Here is a 20,100-nt window from a genome sequence, read left to right as displayed (position 1 = left end):
GAACCGCTGTGGAGCGAGTGAATGGACGCTTAGACAGAGACTTTAGGTTTGAGACCCATACTATTCGAGGGTTAAAGAAGATGAGTTTAGCTGTTGCCATGAGCTTTTTAGTCATGATCGGCTTTGCCTTAAGGAAAGCTAAGTCTGGGACAAGGACTCAGCTTGCGAGCTGGGTAGTTTAACTGGTTCAAAAAAATCACCACACAAACAAGGGGTTATTGCGCCCTTTTTTTTGCATTTTATTGGAAAAAAGGGCACTAGCGAATATTGTAGACCAATTGTGAGATAAGGAAAGTCGTTAGAATCTTCTTTTGGACGGTAACAAATTGGATAAAATACGAACTACGGGAATGATTCGGCTTGTTTTTCTATTTCCTAAATGGTCAAATTATGATAAAATGGAAAGAGTGAAATTTTAAGATTGGAAAGAGAAAAGTGGCTCAATTATATTATAAATATGGGACGATGAATTCTGGCAAAACCATTGAAATTCTTAAAGTAGCCCATAACTATGAAGAGCAAGGCAAGCCCGTTGTCATCATGACCTCTGCCTTGGATACTCGTGATGCCTTTGGCGTTGTTTCAAGCCGTATTGGTATGCGACGTGAAGCGGTAGCGATTGACGATGATATGGATATCTTTGGTTTTATCGAAAAAATGGAACCGCGTCCTTACTGTGTTCTCATTGATGAAGCACAATTTCTTCGACGTCATCATGTCTACGCACTTGCTCGCGTAGTCGATGAATTAGATGTACCCGTTATGGCTTTCGGTCTTAAAAATGATTTCCGAAATGAACTATTTGAAGGTTCCCAACATTTGCTCTTATTGGCTGATAAATTAGATGAAATCAAAACAATCTGCCAATATTGTTCTAAAAAAGCCACCATGGTTTTGCGAACACAAGACGGTAAACCTACCTATGAAGGAGAACAAATCCAAATTGGTGGCAATGAAACCTATATTCCTGTCTGTCGCAAACATTATTTTTCACCGGAGATTGAATTGTAACCCAAGGTTCTAGATCGATGGCTGAAGGTATGATTTTTGAAAAAAAACGAAAATAGGCTACGAACTGTGCCTGTTTCATGACCTACATATTACAGAAAGGAACTGAACACGCCCTACAAGCTGTGTCAAAAAGATAATCTCTCCAAGTGTTTGTAACACTTGGTCAAAATTCCTATTTTGACTGTGCTTGCTTAACGGGCTTTGTATCTTAATAGAACTGAACACGCCCTACAAGCTAACTAGAAGTGTGTTCTTTCCAAATTTTTAGAAAGGAACTGAATTCGGGCTACGAACTGTGCAAAAAAGATAGTTTTTCCTAGGATGCTTTCGTCCTTCGTCAAAACTCCTATTTTTGCTTTGTTCGTTTAACGCCCTTAATATCTTAAAATTATGAACATCTACGATCAATTACAGGCGGTGGAAGATCGCTACGAGGAACTTGGTGAATTGTTGTCTGACCCTGATGTAGTCAGCGATACCAAGCGTTTTATGGAGTTGTCTAAGGAAGAAGCGGCAACTCGTGACACAGTAACAGCCTACCGCGAATATAAGACTGTACTTCAAAACATTATCGATGCAGAAGAGATGATTAAAGAATCTTCTGGTGATGCTGACTTGGAGGAAATGGCTAAGGAAGAACTCAAACAAGCTAAGGCTGATAAAGAAGCTTACGAAGAAAAGCTGAAAATCCTTCTCTTGCCAAAAGATCCTAACGATGACAAAAACATCATCTTGGAAATCCGTGGCGCCGCAGGTGGTGATGAAGCTGCCCTCTTCGCTGGTGACCTCTTGACCATGTATCAAAAATATGCAGAAGGTCAAGGCTGGCGTTTTGAAGTCATGGAGGCTTCTTATAATGGTGTCGGCGGTATCAAGGAAGTGGTTGCCATGGTCTCTGGTCAATCCGTTTATTCAAAACTCAAGTATGAATCAGGAGCTCACCGTGTCCAACGTGTCCCTGTGACAGAAAGCCAGGGACGTGTCCACACCTCAACAGCAACCGTTCTTATCATGCCAGAAGTTGAAGAAGTGGAATATGACATCGATCCAAAAGATCTTCGTGTCGATATTTACCACGCATCTGGTGCCGGTGGTCAGAACGTCAACAAGGTTGCGACTGCCGTGCGTATCGTTCACTTACCAACCAATATCAAGGTAGAAATGCAGGAAGAACGGACCCAGCAGAAAAACCGTGAAAAGGCCATGAAGATTATCCGTGCCCGTGTAGCTGACCACTTTGCCCAGATTGCCCAAGATGAGCAGGATGCAGAGCGTAAATCTACCATCGGTACTGGTGACCGTTCAGAGCGTATCCGTACTTACAACTTCCCACAAAACCGTGTGACAGACCACCGTATCGGCTTGACCTTGCAAAAGCTCGATACCATCTTGTCAGGTAAGATGGACGAAGTCGTTGATGCCCTTGTTCTCTACGATCAAACGCAAAAACTAGAAGAGCTTAACAAATAATGAATTACGCTCAATTATTTGCAGCATACGAAGAACAATTAGTCGCAATCGGTGAAGAGGCAGAATCCCTGTCCTTCACCTTTCGTGGCTTAAAGGGACTGAACTTTGCGGAATTTCTCCTCCTGCTCCGTCAGGAAGTTACACCGACTGACAAAGAAGAGATTGATGCGATTTTTCAGCAACTTTCCCAGCACCGACCTGCCCAGTACATTATCGGCAAGGCTGATTTTCATGGCTTGGAGTTCACGGTAGATGAGCGAGTCTTGATTCCAAGACCTGAAACGGAAGAATTAGTCGATTTGATTTTGCAGGAAAATAGCAGAGCAGGTTTGCGTATCTTAGACATCGGTACAGGAAGCGGTGCCATAGCTATTTCCCTTGCAAAAACTAGACCTGATTGGGAAGTGGTTGCGGTGGACATTTCAAAGGATGCCCTAGCAGTGGCTCAGGAAAATGCAAGAACTAATCAAGTCTCTGTACACTTTCTAGAATCGGATGTCTTGCAAGCAGTGACAGGGCATTTTGACATCATCGTTTCCAATCCGCCTTACATCTCACCAGATGACACAGATGAAGTTGGACTCAATGTATTGACTTCTGAGCCACATCTGGCCTTATTTGCGGAAGAAGATGGCATGGCTATTTATAGACAAATTGCGGAGCAAGCAGGCGCATTTTTGAAGGAAAATGGAAAACTCTACTTTGAAATTGGCTACAAGCAAGGGCAAGACCTAACTGACTTACTCGCTCTGCATTTCCCCAAAAAGCGAATTCGAGTCCTCAAAGACCAATTTGGACAGGATAGAAAGGTCGTCGCGGATGACAATGGATAAACTCCGAACAATCCTTGAAAATGGTGGAGCCGTGGTTTTGCCGACTGAGACAGTCTACGGGCTTTTTGCCCAAGCCTTGAATGAAGATGCAGTCAATCGCGTCTATCAGTTGAAACAGCGACCTAGGGACAAGGCAATGAACTTAAATGTCTCAAATCTGAACGATATTTATTTTTTCAGTCAAAATCCACCCCATTATCTGGAAAAACTGTATAATAGGTTTATGCCAGGACCGCTAACGATTATCCTGAAAGCGAACGATAACGTTCCTTTTTGGGTTAATTCTGGTCTGGATACTGTTGGATTTCGTCTTCCCAATCACGAACAAACCTTACGTTTGATTTCGGAGACTGGACCACTTATTGGACCATCCGCCAATATTTCAGGAAATGAAAGTGGCAAGAAGTTTTCGGACATCCAGGCACAATTTTCAGTTGATTTGCCTGGCATTGAGGATGACCAAGCTCTGACAGGTATTGATTCAACGATTTTGGACCTTTCTGGACAGAAAGCGCGAATTTTACGCCAAGGTGCTATCAGCTGCGAAGAAATCCAAGCTGCTGTCCCTGAAATAGAATTTGAGTAAAATTTTTTGGAGGATTGACTTTATGGAATATAATAAACAAGAAAAGGCACTACTTAAAAGATTTAATAAAGTTAACTTTAGAGAGTTTTCTAAAGAAGATATTCTTGAATTAAATTCAAAACTTGCTGAAGTTGATCCAGAAGTTGCTAAAGCAATAGTAGCACAATTTCCAGAGTTTATTAATGGAGCCAAGACCACTATTAAAGAATTTCAAATTGTTGTTGACAAGGCTATGGAGAGCAACGAAGTAACGCAAAAAACTATTTTCGAAGCCTGTAAACAAAAATTGAATATTTTGGAAAGAATGTTAGAAGATGAACATCTAACTTTTGAAGAAAAGAAATATTACTTGTCCGAAATGCAAGATATTATTGAAAAACTTGACTCACTAGATTCTAAAAATAAAGAGTGGTTAGGAAAATTGCTAAATACAGCTGGTTACTTTATAGTTGGAAGTCTGGCCATTGGTTTAACAATTTTAGGCATCAATAATACAAAGAAATAGACAGGATTACCGTACATAATTATTGACAAAGTTGACTACAAAAAATTTAGGAAGTAATTCATGCTACGGAATTCGAGGATTACGACATGATTCGAAATATTGAGTATGCAGATTTGTCAGCAATTAGAGAAATAAATGCACAAGTCTTGGGCTACGATGTGCCTCTTGAGCAAACAGAAATACAATTTGAACGTTGTTCAGAGACTAATGGACATACTATATTGGTTTTTGAGGACGATGAAACTGGTCAAGTATCAGGCTATATTCATGCTCAAATCTATGAAAGTCTGTATTCAAATCGTGGTCTTAATATTCTAGGATTGGCTGTTCTTTCAGAATACCAAGGTATGGGAATTGGTTCAAAGTTGTTGCAAGCAGTTGAAAAACTAGCTATAGACAAAGGACTATCTTTCATTCGCCTCAATTCAGCTGAACACCGTAAACTAGCCCATCGTTTTTACGAGCATTTGGGATATGAATCTGACAAATTACAATATCGCTTTATCAAGCACTTATAAAGGAGTACCGCACATGATTTTTGACAAAGTTGACTACAAAGATTTCGATAAAGAAGTTTGGGATGCTATTCAAGCTGAAGAAAAACGCCAACAAAATAATATCGAATTGATTGCGTCTGAAAACGTTGTTTCTAAAGCTGTTATGGCAGCTCAAGGTTCTATTTTGACCAATAAATACGCAGAAGGTTACCCAGGTCGTCGTTACTATGGCGGTACGGAATGCGTTGACGTAGTTGAAAGTTTAGCTATTGAACGTGCTAAAGAAATATTCGGTGCAAAATTTGCTAACGTTCAGCCACACTCAGGAAGCCAAGCCAACTGTGCTGCATACATGGCCTTGATTGAACCAGGCGATACAGTGATGGGGATGGATTTGTCAGCAGGTGGTCACTTGACTCACGGCGCTGCGGTTAGCTTCTCTGGACAAACCTATAACTTCGTTGCTTATAACGTAGATGAAGAGACTGGTTTGCTGGATTACGATGCAATTCTAGAGCAAGCAAAAGAAGTACAGCCAAAATTGATTGTCGCAGGTGCTTCAGCCTATGCCCGTACCATTGATTTCGCTAAATTCCGTGAAATTGCAGATGCAGTTGGTGCAAAATTGATGGTGGATATGGCCCATATTGCAGGTCTTGTAGCTGCTGGCCTCCATCCAAACCCAGTTCCTCACGCTCATATCACAACAACAACAACCCACAAAACTCTTCGTGGACCTCGTGGCGGTTTGATTTTGACCAATGATGAAGCCCTTATCAAGAAAATCAACTCAGCTATCTTCCCTGGTATCCAAGGTGGTCCACTTGAGCATGTTATTGCTGCAAAAGCCGTATCTTTCAAAGAAGTTTTGGACCCAGCTTTCAAAGACTATGCTCAGAAAGTGATTGAGAACAGCAAGGCTATGGCAGAAGTCTTCCTTGCCAACCCTAATTTCAAGGTTATCACAGGTGGCACAGACAACCATCTCTTCTTGGTCGATGTGACAAAAGTTGTTGAGAACGGTAAGGTTGCACAACATCTCTTGGATGAAGTGAATATCACTCTCAACAAAAACTCAATTCCTTACGAAAAACTCTCACCATTCAAAACAAGCGGTATCCGTGTTGGCTCTGCAGCCATTACAGCTCGCGGTTTTGGAGTCGAAGAGGCTCGCAAGGTTGCTGAGTTGACAATCAAAGCCCTTGAAAATGCAGAAAATGAAGCCGTTCTAGAGGAAGTTCGTCAAGAAGTACGTGCTTTGACAGACCGCTACCCACTTTATGAAGGTTTATAATGGATATATTTGTAAAAAAAGCTATTATACATCAATTTAGTCCTGACGACACTGAGCTGGTCCTTGCTGACCAGCTTTTGACTGTCAGTCCAAAGATAGAAGAATACTTGCGCAAGAAAATCGAGCGTGTTTTTTCTGATGAAGCAAAAACTGGACAGTTTGAGCCAGACAATCCTTTTCTTGATTACTTACAAGAAGATTTACTGACCAATTCTGTCAAAATTGCTGGTATCTGGAAAGAAGAGTTTTCCATTTCTGAAAATATCAAGACCAATGATTTAATCTTTATCGAGTTTGAACGAAATGGTGTGGAGCATTTCGCCTTTCTAAGAATTGCCTTACGTGAAAATTTGGCTCACGTTGGTTCAGAAAGCGGGAGTCCTTTAAAAATCACCCAGAATAATTTACCTGGAGCAGGTTCAGCACCTGATGAGGCCTTGATTGTCAATCTTCAAACGCGGAAGTATCATTTGATTGAGAAAAGAATCAAACATAATGGAGCCTTCCTCAATTATTTCTCAGATAATCTTCTGCAAGTTACACCAGCTATTTCTGCAAAAAAATCAATCAAAGCAGTAGAACAGACAGCTCAAAAAATTGCTGATAATTTCCATCAAGGTGATTTTCAATTTCAATCGAAAGTCAAGTCAGCTATTTTCAACAATTTGGAAGAAGATAACGAGCTTTCACCTGAAAAATTGGCTGATCAGTTATTCGATAACAACCTGACTGCTCGTTTAAATTTCGTCGATCAACTGAAAGAGGTCATACCTGATAAGATTTCCTTCGATGAAATTGATAGTAGCCGTCAACTTAAGAAATTTGAAAATCAGAAGCTATCTTTATCAAACGGAATTGAGTTGATTGTACCAAATGCAATCTATGAGGATGCAGAATCAGTTGAATTTATTCAAAATGACAACGGAACCTATTCTATTCTTATCAAAAATATTGAAGACATAAAGAGCAAGTAAATGAAAAAACTGATACGTACGCTGATACTTCTTTTGCTGATTTTTCTCGGTTACAAATTCTATCAAACCTACAGTGCAGTCAAGCAAGTGATGACCTATCAAACTATGGTACAAGAAGTATTGGCAGAAAACGACACACCAGCTAATGAAGAACTAGTCCTGGCAATGATTTACACAGAAACCAAGGGACAAGAAGCAGATGTCATGCAATCAAGTGAGTCCGCTACTGGCTATGCTAACACCATCACGGATAGTAGAGAGAGTATCCGGCAAGGAATTATCTACCTGACAGAAAACCTACGGTTGGCTGAGGAAAAAGGAGTAGAGGTTTGGACAGCAGTTCAGGCATATAATTTCGGTCCAGCCTATATTGACTATATTGCTGAGCATGGTGGAGAACATACACTCTCTTTAGCGAAAGAATACTCCAGAACAGTAGTAGCACCAAGCTTAGGGAATACTACAGAAGAAACGTATACCTATTTTCATCCTTTGGCTTTGCTAAATGGTGGGAAGTTATATGTAAATGGTGGAAATATCTACTATGCTAGACAGGTTCGTTTTAATATGCACCTGATGCGCCTCATTAATTTATTTTAATACCTATCAAACTCATCGGAAATCTGATGAGTTTTTTAACTACAGCATTTTTACAAACTAGGTAAAATTGTAGTATAATAAAGAGAATAGGAGACAGAGTGATGAAACGAAATGTATTGATTACAGGTGCAAGTAGTGGCATTGGCAAAGCAATCGCTTATGTATTTGCTGCTAATGGTGATAATATCATCATTACAGGACGAAGATTGGACAAACTAGAAGAAATTAAGCAAGATATTGAAAAGCAATACCATGTTCAGGTATCAGTTCATTCATTTGATGTTACAAATATGGAACAAACGATTGTAAATTGTCAAAAAATCTTAGAAGAAGTTGGACAAATTCATATTTTGGTAAACAATGCTGGCCTGGCATTGGGATTGGACAAATTCCAAGACTATGATTTGACTGATATGATGACAATGATTGATACCAATATTAAAGGATTACTAACTGTGACACGTCAGTTATTGCCACAAATGGTTGAAAATAATGAGGGGCATATTATCAATATTGGATCAACAGCCGGTATTTACGCCTATGCAGGAGCTGCTGTCTATGCTGCAACCAAATCAGCTGTCAAGGTGCTTTCAGACGGGATCCGTATTGACACGATTGATAAAAATATCAAGGTGACTACGTTACAACCCGGTATCGTCGAGACTGATTTTAGCCAAGTCCGTTTTCATGGAGATAAAGATAGAGCAGCGACAGTCTATCAAGGAATTGATGCTCTTCAAGCAAATGATATTGCCAACTGTACTCTGTTTGTTGCAAATCAACCTGCACACGTGCAGATTTCTGATATGACCATTATGGCAACCAAGCAGGCAACTGGCTTTACTATTCATAGAGATTAGAGGGGAGATAGCTAGAATGAAAAGAAAATATTTAGCACTCGCTGTTGGCTTGCTCACTATCATGTCACTTTCTGCCTGTCAAACTGAAAAGAAGGGCAGTTCCGCAAGTACCTCAACTGCTGATACCCAGGTTTCTAATGCCAATACAAGCACTTCATCAACAATCCAACGTGAGATTTCTCTTAGTTCTATGGATATAGATGCTCTAATGCAAGGCAATTACGACAGTATACTAGGCACCTGGCAAAATAGCCAAGGAAATTCACTAGTCTTCAATAGCAAAGGATTAGTAGCAGATAGCCAATCCTTACTTGGCCGCGGAAAAATAACTGATGGAATTTTTGAAACAGGCTATGTAGACGCAACGATTGGCGATGTAACACTATTAATGATTCCCAAAGGAACACAAGCAAATACAACTGAGACAGACACTACTGACTCTACGCGCGATAGAATGATTGTAATAAGCCAAGAAATAGCAGCAGACGTAGTAGATGTTTATTATCGCTTGACCAATTCAGCCACTAGCGGTATAGACCCATTAAAAAATACTGAAACAGGCGTCCAGTTGGATAGTGGACCAAAAACGATTGATTATGCCAACTCAATTTTAGGCGAAAACAATTGGCGCGTCATTGAAGGTAACTACACGCGCACCGAATCTATTCCTTATAATATTTTGGAAGGCGATGATAATGCCCGTTATACTATTTACCAAAACGGTGTCATTATCAATGCAGATTATCAAATTGTTTATCAACCATAATGATTCTCTAGGAGGTTAGACATGACATTCACATCATTTGAACCAACACGCAATGTGCAAGATTTTCATTTGGCAGCCTTTGCCTACTATGATGGACTAGATGTAATCGACCAACTCAAACCAGGAACACCTGTTCAGCTAGTCGGAGAGCCGTCAAACCCACATGACTCAGAAGCTGTAGCAATCTTTTATCAGGGCACAAAGTTAGGATATATTCCATCGGATAAAAACTCACTAATCAGTCGATTAATCTATTTTGGACACAGCAATATTCTAGAGGCACGTATTCAGATGTCTAATACAGAAAATCATCCTGATCGCCAGTTTCGAGTCGTTGTAAAACTAAAAGATAATCGTAAAAATGATAGTCGGTAATTTACCAACCTAACCATTTTCTACTTAACACGGAGCTGTGCCCTCCGTTTTTGTTCTTCAATAATACTTAAAAAGGCTGCAAACTCCCTATCCAGGCGATGTTGGTAGGCCTTATTTTTTATTGTGAGGTCTTCAAGGAACACTGGATAGGTTCCTTTTTTATACAATTCTCCTTGAAAGAAGAAGCGGTCCGATAATTTATCAACTGAAACAAGAGAAGAACGCCAGCGGCTTTTACGAGAATGAGAAGGTTTCCAAGATATTTTTAATTGCTTCTCATAAAAGTACCAGCCCATAATATAGATTTTAGTAATCTGATTTCGTTTCCTGTCTTGATAGAAACAAGGAACTGCATAAACATTTCCATGCTTTGTTTGCAAAAAAGGATGAAAATCTTTTATCTTTTCGTATTCTTTCTTTGGAATAAGGGTTAATTGATTATCCTTAATAACCTTCTTTTCATCAATAGTATATGAATAACGGTAGGGGTCATAAATGGTTGATTGTCCACGCGCTCTATAACGCTCTGCCATTTCCTTAAAAATAGGTAGACGTCCATAACCATCCATCAGACTAGATAGACTAAGTCCTCGTCGATTATTATTTTTCTTCACACCAAGAATCTGGCAGGTAGACCAATAATTGATAGGAATGGCTCCTAATCCGACCAGAAGACCGGCGCTGTCAAAATGACTGGCAAAGCGTACCTCACGAGTGTGACCAGTCTCATTTTTCAAATCAACAAATACAGGTTGCTTGTCCTGTTCAAAAACAATTATATAATTTCCAGAAGACTCCGTATTTTCTCTAATTGGAACGGTGTAGAAGTGGTGAAAATTTGGTAACTCTAGTAACTTTCCAAGTGTTGATGTTTTCATAACACAAGTATAACAAAAAATATTTTTCAAATCCACAAAAATGTTTAATTTGTTAAACAAAAATAAAAAAAGCTGGGAAAGACATCCATGACGACTTTCCCACTCCCACCGTTTATTCAAGGATAGGTGATAATTGTCTTATCTACCGAATCTTCCAAAGCCTGGCGCGATTCTTCTGATAAACGCAAATCTGCAAGGGTTTGTTCTGAAAAATAGTAGGGATTTAAACTATCTACAAATGCAGAGATTGAAATGATAGCTTTCTCCAATATCAGAGATTTTTCAGTGTAAGCAAAGGGAATAGCAGACCAATCATCACTCTCAAACATTTCTAAAATATCTTTTTGAACTTGAATTTCAGCCTCATTTTTAGCTGAAACTAGGATTGTTTTTAGTGTAGTACGAAAACTCTCCTTGTCTTGCACCAAGTCTTCCAAGGTCAGCAAGCTTTCATCTGCCTTCTCATAAAAAATATCTAATTCCGTCTCTGACGAAGTAGTCACATGGAGCCAGTCAGCCTTGATACTGGTTTTCATGACTGCATAAGCAGAAGTATTTTCAAAGGGACTGCTGCGCGTTTGAGGGTAGAGAACAATCCACTCTTTCTGGAATAGATTGTCAGGTTTAGCTATTTTCAATTCCTCCTCAGAAGCTGTACCAATCCGCTGGCTGATAGCAGTAGTGGCATCTTGTTGATAGAATCCAATGATACGCGGATTTTGCGGACCACCAATGGCATCAATTTTTGTTCCTAGATCATTAATAATACGTATGTTCAAGGAATGAAACTGCTCATTTAATAGTCGATTTTGCTCTTTTCCGAGCCAGTAGATTCCGATACAAGATAGTCCAGTGGCAATAAGCAAGACAAGTAACAGCACTTTCGAGTATTTCAGCACAGCCATCACACCTTTCTAAAACGTTTTCAGTCACATATTATCATATAAAAATATCAAAAGCAACTATTTTGAGGTACCGCATTAAACGGTTACACAAGTATATAAATTCTAAGTTTACGACAGGAATGTTTAATGATAAAATATAGGTAAATTCGAACTCATAATTTAATAGGTGTAGATACAACACCGTTGGAGGATACTATGGATGAACAAAACCAATTCAATTGGGTAAACTTTTATAAGGAATTTGCTTGGAAATTAGTAGACTATAAAGATAATAGAGCAGAGCTGGTTGAGAAAGTAAAAGCTATCTATACCAAAACAAAGATACATATGCCCACGTTAGAAAAGGACAATCAACTGATGGATATTGATCCTTTTACGATATTTGGAATCTTCAATAAGAGAATAACAGAAGAGAATCGCATCAAAATTCTGACAGCTATAGCAGAATTATTCCACCTCCAAGCGGAAATCCCATCCTCTTTTGAAAGCATACCGGTACTGATGAATCAGAATGCGACTTTCTATTACTTTATCGGAGATCGTGATGAGAAAGATATTGATGACTTATGGGAACTTTTCATTGCTGCTTTGACCTATAGCAAGGAGCCTACGGCTGAGAAGAAAGAAAAATTTTCACACTATTTTGATTTGGCTATAAACAAGAAAGGAAATGGCAACAGCAAGATTACGATGGCCTTGTATTGGATTGCTCCTGACTTTTTCTTGAACTTAGATAGTCAAAATGAAACGTATGTGTATGAGTCTGGGGAGATTCCTGCTGACATTGTCCAAAAATTGCCAAAGATGAAGTCAAAAATTTCTGCTGATGAGTATTTTGATATTTCAGATTCTATACTTCAATATTTAAAGAGTGCAGAGAGCAAACTGAAAAATTTTAAAGAATTATCATCCATGGCTTGGAAATACAATCAAGAAGAGAAGGAAAGAAGTGCTGGAACAATTTCTCCACTGGCTGAGGAAGCTGATACTGGAAACGAGATAGGTGGAGAAGAGGTAGTAGAAGATAGCTATACGAAAAATCACTTTCTATCAGAAGTCTATATGACAGAAGAAGAGTATGATCAATTAACCTCCATACTCCAAATGAAAAAGAATATCATCTTACAAGGAGCACCAGGAGTTGGAAAGACGTTTGTTGCAGAACGCCTAGCATTTTCATTAATGGGTAAACCAGATTTAGAAAGGGTCATGACAATTCAGTTTCACCAAAGCTATTCCTACGAGGACTTCATCATGGGCTTTAGACCTTCGACAAGTGGCTTTGAGCTGAGAAGAGGGGCATTCTATACTTTCTGCAAAAAAGCAGAATCTGACAAGGGTCATGATTATTTCTTTATTATTGATGAAATAAACAGGGGAAATTTGAGCAAAATTTTTGGTGAACTGTTTATGCTGATAGAAAATGACAAACGAGGCAAGTCTTTACAGCTCCTCTACTCGGATGAGCAATTCTCAATTCCAGAAAATCTATATATCATCGGCATGATGAATACCGCAGATAGGAGTTTAGCCCTACTTGATTATGCACTGAGACGACGCTTTGCCTTCTTTGACATTAAGCCAGTTTTTTCAACTGCGGGATTCAAAGATTATCAAACAAATCTGAAAAACGAAAAATTCGATAGACTCATTTCCTGTGTAGAAAAGCTAAATCAGGCCATTTCAACAGAGGAAGTACTAGGAGATAGCTTCTGTATTGGGCATAGTTACTTCTGCGGTTTATCGGCAGAAGTACTGGACCAAGGTTTGCTAGAAGCCATTGTTGAATATGAACTGATTCCCCTCTTGAAAGAATATTGGTTTGATGAACCGACAAAAATTCATGATTGGAGTAGTAAGTTAAGGAGTGCCATCCAGTGATACCTGTCCAAAATATCTACTATATGCTATCCTACGCATTCAAAATCCTTCATAAGCAGGAATATAAACGGATTGCTACTGAAGAATTTAAAAATGCTGCAGATCTACTGGCGGAAATAATGATAATCAGCCTCTCGATACAGGTGAAAAGAGGACTTGGTCGAGAGTATCGTTCTCAAACCGAGTCACTCTCAGCACTTAAAGGTAAAATAAATATCTCTGAATCTTTAACACCTCCGAATTGGCGTAGAAAGCAACTTGTTTGCCAATACGATGATTTTTCTCTTGACAGTAGAATGAATCGCATTATCAAAGCAAGCATTGAGATACTGCTAAAAGCTGATATAAGCAGGGACAGGAAAAAGAAATTGAGAAAACTCTTAGTTTTCTTTGGAGAAGTCTCAAAAATTAATCTGCACTCAATCAATTGGAATTTACAATATAATCGAAACAATCAGTCGTATCAATTACTAATGTCAATCTGCTATTTGGTGGTGAATGGATTAATTCATACAGAGAGGGAGGGGAATAAGAAATTGATGAATTTTCTTGATGAGCGAAGGGAATCCTTGCTATATGAGAAGTTCATTCTTGGATATTATAAAAAGCATTATCCCCAAATACAGGTTACCGCCTCTCAGATACCTTGGGCACTAGATGATGGTTTTGGAGAAATGCTCCCCATCATGCAGAGTGATATTTACCTCAAATATAAAGATACTATATTGATTATTGATGCTAAATATTATTCTAGTAACACACAGATTCGCTTTGATAAGCGCACACTCCATTCAAATAATCTATACCAAATTTTTACCTATGTGAAAAATCAGGCTTATCGCCTGTCAGATACAAACGATACAGTAGCAGGAATGCTTCTATACGCTAAAACCGATATAGATATTCAACCTAATCAGGTCTACCAAATGCATGGAAACCAGATTAGTGTCAAAAATTTGGACTTAAACCTGCAGTTTGCAAGCATTGCTGAACAACTGGATGACATCATTACATCGCATTTTCTATCCCCTCCAAAACGGTACTAGTTAGAGTTTTAAGCTAGAAAACAAAAAAACAATCAAAGTAGTAGCACTAAACTACCCTTTGATTGTTTTTTTATAAGACTCTTTCCTATTTTGGAGCGTCAGGTAAAACAGTCTTGATAGACTGGCTGATAGAGCCTCTCCCAAGGCTTGCGACACTTTCTTGTTTTCAGGTGTCGGGTAAATTAGTCCACTGGACTAATTTACTCCCACTCAACTGTTGCTGGTGGTTTACTTGTTATATCATAGACGATGCGGTTGACGTGGTCTACTTCGTTTACGATGCGGACAGAGATTTTTTGAAGAACATCCCATGGTAGTTTGGCAAAGTCAGCTGTCATTCCATCGACAGAAGTGATAGCACGGATGGCGATAGTGTAGTCGTAGGTACGACCATCTCCCATGACACCTACGGAGCGAACGCCAGTATTAACCGTGAAATATTGCCACACATCGCGGTCAAGACCCGCTTTTGCAATTTCCTCACGCAAGATAGCGTCAGATTCGCGAACGGTTTGAAGTTTTTCCTCAGTGATTTCACCCATGACACGAATGGCAAGGCCTGGTCCTGGGAATGGTTGGCGCCACACGACCTCATCTGGCATACCAAGAGCAGTACCGAGGGCACGAACTTCATCCTTAAAGAGAGTATTGAGCGGTTCAATCAACTTGAACTGCATATCTTCTGGCAGACCACCAACGTTGTGGTGAGATTTGATTGTCTCAGCAGTATCCGTTCCTGACTCGATAATATCGGTATAAAGTGTTCCTTGCGCTAGGAATTCAACATCAGTCAACTTACTCGCTTCATCGTCAAATACGTAAACAAATTCATTACCGATGATTTTACGTTTCTTCTCAGGGTCAGATACGCCAGCTAAAAGGTCTAGGAAACGTTTGGCAGCATCAACGCGAATAATATTGAGACCAAACTTACCACCCAACATCTCCATAACTTGATCACCTTCATTCTTGCGAAGAAGACCGTGGTCAACGAAGATACAAGTCAATTGATCACCGATAGCACGTTGAAGCAGGACACCAACAACTGACGAATCCACACCGCCTGACAAACCGAGCAAGACTTTCTTGTCACCAACTGTTTGACGGATTTTTTCGATTTCTGTTTCGATGAAATTTTCCATTGTCCAGTCGCCTTTGGCTCCACAGATACCAAACGCAAAGTTTTTCAGAATGTCATTACCATAAACAGAATGACGAACTTCTGGGTGGAATTGGATACCGTAGATACGGCGTTCAGTATTTTCAATAGCAGCAAAAGGACAGTCAGCAGACAGACCAACCAAGTGGAAATCAGCAGGAATTTCAGTTACAGCATCACCGTGGCTCATGAGTACAAGCTGCTCTTCTGGTGTTCCAGCAAAAAGCGCTGATTCAGTCTTCAGTTGAAGATTTGATTGACCATATTCACGATTTCCAGCCTCACCAGCAGGAACAACTTTACCACCCAATTTATGGGTAATCAACTGCATACCATAGCAAATCCCTAAGATAGGAATACCCAATTCAAAGATTTCTGGATCAATATCAAAGGCATTTTCTGCGTACACAGAGTTTGGACCACCTGAAAGAACGATACCGATCGGATTGATGGCACGAACTTCTTCAGCAGTAATTTTGTGATTTTTCAATTCTGAAAAGACACCAAATTCACGAATACGACGTGAAATGAGCTGATTGTATTGGCTACCATAATCCAATACAATAATTTTTTGGACATCTTGTTTTGTCATGTTTTTCCCTTTCGTTTTGAAAAAAATTCAAATACTAGTAGTTAGTTTAACATAAAAGCGAACATTTTCCAAATTTTATTTGTTAAATATCTGTTTTGCAAACTATGAATGATAATAAAAATGTTAGTGTTCGTATTTTTATTGTTTTTACTAACTTTATTTTAGGTAATCTGACTTCATTGTTTGCCTAGGAGAATTTTACCAATAGAGTGTGGCCTGAATTAGCCAAACGCCTTTATTTTTGGTAAACTAGAAAGAAGAGAAAGGCTAGATAAATGAAAGCAGCATATATCACAATTCACGATAAAATTAAGGAACAAATCGATAACGGAATCTGGAAAATTGGTCAACGTTTACCAAGTGAACGCGATTTAGCAGATGGATTTGGTGTTTCTCGTATGACACTCCGTCAAGGAATCACACTTTTAGTGGAGGAAGGGGTGCTACAACGCAAGATTGGTTCCGGTACTTATGTCGCCAGTACACGGGTTCAAGAAAAGATGCGAGGCACGACTTCCTTTACTGAATTAGTACAACTCCAAGGAAAGACGCCAAGCAGCAAATTATTATCCTATACACGAACCAAACCTAATGAGAAAGAAGTTGAACAATTAGGTTTATCCCGTGGCGAGTATGTTATTCGAATGGAGCGGGTCCGCTATGCAGATAATGTTCCTGTCGTGTATGAGGTTGCCAGCATTCCTGAACGCTTGATAAAAAATGTCCCCAAAGAAGATGTTACCAACCATTTCTTTAAAACACTTATAGACAATGGTTATCGAATTGGAACGAGCAAACAAACCATTTTTGCTCGTTTAGCCAATGACAAAGTTGCTCAATATTTACAAATTTCTAAAAACCAGGCTATTCTCGCACTAAAACAGGTATCTTATCTCGAAGATGGTCAAGCATTTGAATTTGTAAATAGTCAGTACGTTGGAGAACGTTTCGAATTCTATTTAGAAAATAGTTAGCATAAAAATAATTATGTAAAACGTTTTAAAATCCGTAATCTTTCTAGTGATGACGGATTTTCTTATTTATAAAATATGGAATTTTTGATATAATAAAGTTTATGGAAATTGAAAAAACCAACCGAATGAATGCCTTATTTGAATTCTACGCAGCCTTGCTAACAGACAAGCAAATGAACTACATCGAGCTCTATTATGCCGATGATTACAGTTTGGCTGAGATTGCTGAAGAATTTCAAGTCAGCCGTCAGGCGGTCTATGATAACATTAAACGAACAGAAAAATTACTGGAAGACTACGAGATGAAGCTACATATGTATTCCGACTATGTGGTGCGTAGCCAGATTTTCGATGAAATACTGAATAAGTATCCAGAAGATGCTTATTTGAAGGAAAAAATCGCTATTCTGACCAGTATTGATAATAGAGAATAAGAGGAGAAGTATATGGCTTTTGAAAGCTTAACAGAACGTTTGCAGAATGTGTTTAAAAATCTGCGCCGTAAGGGAAAAATTTCTGAGATTGATATTCAGGAAGCAACCAAGGAAATTCGCCTAGCCTTGCTAGAGGCTGACGTTGCTCTTCCAGTTGTAAAAGATTTCATCAAGAAAGTACGTGAACGTGCCATTGGTCATGAAGTTATTGACACTCTGAACCCTGCTCAACAAATCATCAAAATCGTTGATGAAGAATTGACGGCTGTATTAGGGTCTGAAACTTCAGAAATTATCAAATCACCAAAAATTCCAACTATCATTATGATGGCGGGTCTACAGGGTGCTGGTAAAACGACCTTCACAGGTAAGTTGGCTAACAAACTCAAGCAGGAAGAGAATGCCCGTCCACTCTTGATTGCTGCCGATATTTATCGTCCAGCTGCCATTGACCAGTTGAAAACCCTTGGTCAACAGATTGACGTCCCTGTTTTTGAATTGGGAAACCAGGTTCCAGCACTTGAAATCGTTCGTCAAGGTTTGGAGCAAGCAAAAGCCAATCACAATGACTATGTCCTGATTGATACGGCCGGTCGTTTGCAAATTGACCAAGCCCTTATGGCCGAATTGAGAGAAATCAAAGAGTTTGCTCATCCAAATGAAATCCTCTTGGTCGTCGATGCCATGATTGGTCAAGAAGCTGCCAACGTTGCGCGTGAGTTCAATGATCAACTGGCTATTACTGGTGTGATTTTGACCAAGATTGACGGCGATACACGTGGTGGTGCAGCCTTGTCTGTCCGTCACATTACTGGTCAGCCAATCAAATTCACCGGTACTGGTGAAAAAATCACCGACATCGAAACTTTCCACCCAGACCGTATGTCCTCACGTATTCTGGGCATGGGTGACATGCTGACCTTGATTGAAAAAGCCAGCAAAGAATATGATGAGAAGAAATCATTGGAACTCGCTGAAAAAATGCGTGAGAATACCTTTGATTTCAACGATTTCATCGTTCAATTGGACCAAGTTCAGAATATGGGACCAATGGAAGACCTGCTGAAGATGATTCCAGGTATGGCTGGTAACCCAGCCCTTGCCAACTTGAAAATTGACGAGCGTGAAATTGCACGAAAACGAGCTATCGTATCTTCTATGACACCAGCCGAACGTGAAAATCCTGAATTGTTAACACCTAGCCGTCGTCGTCGTATTGCTAACGGTTCTGGAAATAGCTTTGTCGAAGTCAATAAATTTATCAAGGATTTCAATCAGGCAAAAACCATGATGCAGGGTGTCATGTCAGGCGACATGAACAAAATGATGAAACAAATGGGAATCAACCCAAATAATCTTCCTAAAAATATGCCAAATATGAACGGTTTGGATATGTCTGCACTTGAAGATATGATGGGCGGTGCAGGAATGCCTGATATGAGCCAACTAATGGGAGGAGCTGGCATGCCAGATATGTCCCAAATGTTTGGAGGCGGCTTGAAAGGTAGAATCGGCGAGTTTGCTATGAAACAAGCCATGAAGCGCCAAGCCAATAAAATCAAGAAAGCCAAAAAGAAGAGAAAATAATCTCTTCTTTTTACTTTTCAGTCAAAATAGCTAATGCTACAGCAATAAGAATAGGAGTAGCAGAGTAGATAAAGTGATTTTCGAACATCGAAACTTTCTCTTATAACGGAAAGAGTTAAAAATATCCTTTTTGATAGACAAATCAAATAATGTCCGTTATAATGCACATATAGTAACAAATAAAGGGAAAACAATGAATTATATCGCAATAATTGGAAAAATAATCAATTTTCAACACGTTACCAACCTTAGCAATAGGCAAGAACAATTGAACCTGCACTTAAATAAAATCAACCGTTCTTTTTCAGATGAGTTGGCATCTCCATTTACAATCATTAGGGGAGATGAATTTCAGGCCTTATGCAAGCCTAACCCTTATATATTTTTGATGATTGACCAAATTCAGTTGGCTTTTCGTGACCAGATTGAAATCCGTTTTGGAATTGGTTTAGGGGAAATTCTAACACCTATCGATCCCAAACAAGGTACTGTAGTAGATGGACCAGCTTATTGGGAAGCACAGAAGGCGATTGAGTTTATTCTTGATAAGGATGATTATGGTAGTAGCAAGCTCTCATTTTCTTCGGAGTACAAGCAAATCAATCGTGTGATCAACCCCTTGCTAACTTCTAGCGATTTCATCAAAGCTGCCTGGAATCGTTCGCAAACGGATCTGTTTGAAACCTTAATCTCCCAAAAAATCTATCAAGAAGATTTCACACAAAAGCCAATTGCTGAGAAAATGAAACTCAGTCAAAGCGCCTTTACCAAACGTTTGAAATCCAGTGGGATAAAACTCTATTTCCGCAATCGAAAAACAGCTATGGATTTAATCCTACAGCTCAGTCAAAGAAGTTAATTTACATAATTTAT

Annotated in this window: 21 protein-coding genes and 1 pseudogene; 19 read left to right on the top strand and 3 right to left on the bottom strand. The window is 39.3% G+C overall.

The genetic code is table 11. The annotated features are described in order from the left end of the window. The 13 genes and pseudogenes from ODU55_RS02255 to ODU55_RS02195 all read left to right on the top strand — a co-directional run. Positions 1-182, top strand: a pseudogene (locus ODU55_RS02255) (DDE transposase); the annotation flags it as partial. 253 nt (positions 183-435) lie between these two features. Then, complete coding sequence (locus ODU55_RS02250) at positions 436-1,011, top strand: thymidine kinase (RefSeq protein ID WP_099832767.1); 576 nt, start codon at positions 436-438, stop codon at positions 1,009-1,011. A gap of 390 nt (positions 1,012-1,401) precedes the next feature. Further along, a complete protein-coding gene (prfA, locus tag ODU55_RS02245; protein ID WP_002943195.1) occupies positions 1,402-2,481 on the top strand; it encodes a peptide chain release factor 1 in 1,080 nt (359 codons plus the stop codon). After that, positions 2,481-3,314: a peptide chain release factor N(5)-glutamine methyltransferase gene (gene prmC / locus ODU55_RS02240; RefSeq protein WP_398581709.1), complete on the top strand. Its 834-nt coding sequence runs from the start codon at positions 2,481-2,483 to the stop codon at positions 3,312-3,314. Before prfA ends, prmC begins: the two co-directional genes overlap by 1 nt. After that, a complete protein-coding gene (locus ODU55_RS02235; RefSeq protein ID WP_398581715.1) occupies positions 3,307-3,900 on the top strand; it encodes an L-threonylcarbamoyladenylate synthase in 594 nt (197 codons plus the stop codon). Before prmC ends, ODU55_RS02235 begins: the two co-directional genes overlap by 8 nt. A 22-nt stretch (positions 3,901-3,922) precedes the next feature. After that, positions 3,923-4,405, top strand: coding sequence for a hypothetical protein (locus tag ODU55_RS02230; protein WP_398581708.1), 483 nt, complete (start codon positions 3,923-3,925; stop codon positions 4,403-4,405). An 86-nt stretch (positions 4,406-4,491) separates the two neighbouring features. Continuing rightward, a complete protein-coding gene (locus ODU55_RS02225) occupies positions 4,492-4,923 on the top strand; it encodes a GNAT family N-acetyltransferase (protein WP_398581707.1) in 432 nt (143 codons plus the stop codon). A 13-nt stretch (positions 4,924-4,936) separates the two neighbouring features. Continuing rightward, positions 4,937-6,196, top strand: coding sequence for a serine hydroxymethyltransferase (glyA, locus tag ODU55_RS02220; RefSeq protein ID WP_398581706.1), 1,260 nt, complete (start codon positions 4,937-4,939; stop codon positions 6,194-6,196). Continuing rightward, positions 6,196-7,170 carry a nucleoid-associated protein gene (locus tag ODU55_RS02215; protein ID WP_398581705.1) on the top strand — a complete coding sequence of 325 codons (975 nt, stop codon included), beginning with the start codon at positions 6,196-6,198 and terminating at the stop codon, positions 7,168-7,170. Before glyA ends, ODU55_RS02215 begins: the two co-directional genes overlap by 1 nt. Then, positions 7,171-7,770: a lysozyme family protein gene (locus ODU55_RS02210; RefSeq protein ID WP_002934990.1), complete on the top strand. Its 600-nt coding sequence runs from the start codon at positions 7,171-7,173 to the stop codon at positions 7,768-7,770. A gap of 101 nt (positions 7,771-7,871) precedes the next feature. Then, positions 7,872-8,630, top strand: a complete 759-nt coding sequence (locus ODU55_RS02205; protein WP_398581704.1) for an SDR family NAD(P)-dependent oxidoreductase — start codon at positions 7,872-7,874, stop codon at positions 8,628-8,630. 16 nt (positions 8,631-8,646) lie between these two features. Next, positions 8,647-9,396, top strand: coding sequence for a DUF6287 domain-containing protein (locus ODU55_RS02200; protein WP_398581703.1), 750 nt, complete (start codon positions 8,647-8,649; stop codon positions 9,394-9,396). Positions 9,397-9,417: 21 nt separating this feature from the next. Then, positions 9,418-9,771 carry an HIRAN domain-containing protein gene (locus ODU55_RS02195; RefSeq protein ID WP_398581702.1) on the top strand — a complete coding sequence of 118 codons (354 nt, stop codon included), beginning with the start codon at positions 9,418-9,420 and terminating at the stop codon, positions 9,769-9,771. 20 nt (positions 9,772-9,791) lie between these two features. On the opposite strand, the gene ODU55_RS02190 is transcribed toward ODU55_RS02195, so the two are convergent. Continuing rightward, complete coding sequence (locus ODU55_RS02190) at positions 9,792-10,649, bottom strand: hypothetical protein (protein ID WP_277839945.1); 858 nt, start codon at positions 10,647-10,649, stop codon at positions 9,792-9,794. A gap of 116 nt (positions 10,650-10,765) precedes the next feature. Further along, positions 10,766-11,554: a hypothetical protein gene (locus ODU55_RS02185; RefSeq protein ID WP_398581701.1), complete on the bottom strand. Its 789-nt coding sequence runs from the start codon at positions 11,552-11,554 to the stop codon at positions 10,766-10,768. 195 nt (positions 11,555-11,749) lie between these two features. Here ODU55_RS02185 and ODU55_RS02180 point away from each other — a divergent pair, with 195 nt between their 5' ends. Both ODU55_RS02180 and mcrC read left to right on the top strand, forming a co-directional pair. Further along, positions 11,750-13,435 carry an AAA family ATPase gene (locus ODU55_RS02180; protein ID WP_398581700.1) on the top strand — a complete coding sequence of 562 codons (1,686 nt, stop codon included), beginning with the start codon at positions 11,750-11,752 and terminating at the stop codon, positions 13,433-13,435. Continuing rightward, positions 13,432-14,481, top strand: a complete 1,050-nt coding sequence (gene mcrC / locus ODU55_RS02175) for a 5-methylcytosine-specific restriction endonuclease system specificity protein McrC (protein WP_044769200.1) — start codon at positions 13,432-13,434, stop codon at positions 14,479-14,481. The genes ODU55_RS02180 and mcrC overlap by 4 nt, the downstream gene beginning before the upstream one ends. A 200-nt stretch (positions 14,482-14,681) precedes the next feature. Here mcrC and guaA read toward each other — a convergent pair whose 3' ends face one another. Then, entirely contained in the window at positions 14,682-16,232 is a 1,551-nt protein-coding gene (gene guaA, locus ODU55_RS02170; RefSeq protein WP_014637936.1) for a glutamine-hydrolyzing GMP synthase, read from the bottom strand. Positions 16,233-16,507: 275 nt separating this feature from the next. Here guaA and ODU55_RS02165 point away from each other — a divergent pair, with 275 nt between their 5' ends. The 4 genes from ODU55_RS02165 (at position 16,508) to ODU55_RS02150 (ending at position 20,086) form a co-directional block, all read left to right on the top strand. Further along, positions 16,508-17,206, top strand: a complete 699-nt coding sequence (locus ODU55_RS02165) for a GntR family transcriptional regulator (RefSeq protein ID WP_398581699.1) — start codon at positions 16,508-16,510, stop codon at positions 17,204-17,206. A gap of 101 nt (positions 17,207-17,307) precedes the next feature. Beyond that, entirely contained in the window at positions 17,308-17,640 is a 333-nt protein-coding gene (locus tag ODU55_RS02160) for a putative DNA-binding protein (RefSeq protein WP_002935001.1), read from the top strand. A gap of 12 nt (positions 17,641-17,652) precedes the next feature. Continuing rightward, the gene (ffh, locus tag ODU55_RS02155; RefSeq protein ID WP_398581698.1) at positions 17,653-19,227 is read left to right on the top strand and encodes a signal recognition particle protein; all 1,575 of its coding nucleotides are present in this window, start codon (positions 17,653-17,655) and stop codon (positions 19,225-19,227) included. A gap of 193 nt (positions 19,228-19,420) precedes the next feature. After that, on the top strand, positions 19,421-20,086 hold the full coding sequence (locus ODU55_RS02150; RefSeq protein WP_398581697.1) for a SatD family protein: 666 nt from the start codon (positions 19,421-19,423) through the stop codon (positions 20,084-20,086). Positions 20,087-20,100: the final 14 nt, after the last annotated feature.

Origin of the sequence: Streptococcus sp. 2022WUSS037 (assembly GCF_044427225.1) — a bacterium.
GTDB lineage: Bacteria > Bacillota > Bacilli > Lactobacillales > Streptococcaceae > Streptococcus.
Note: the sequence above shows the minus strand (reverse complement) of the source record. Positions and strands in the feature narration are given on the sequence as shown.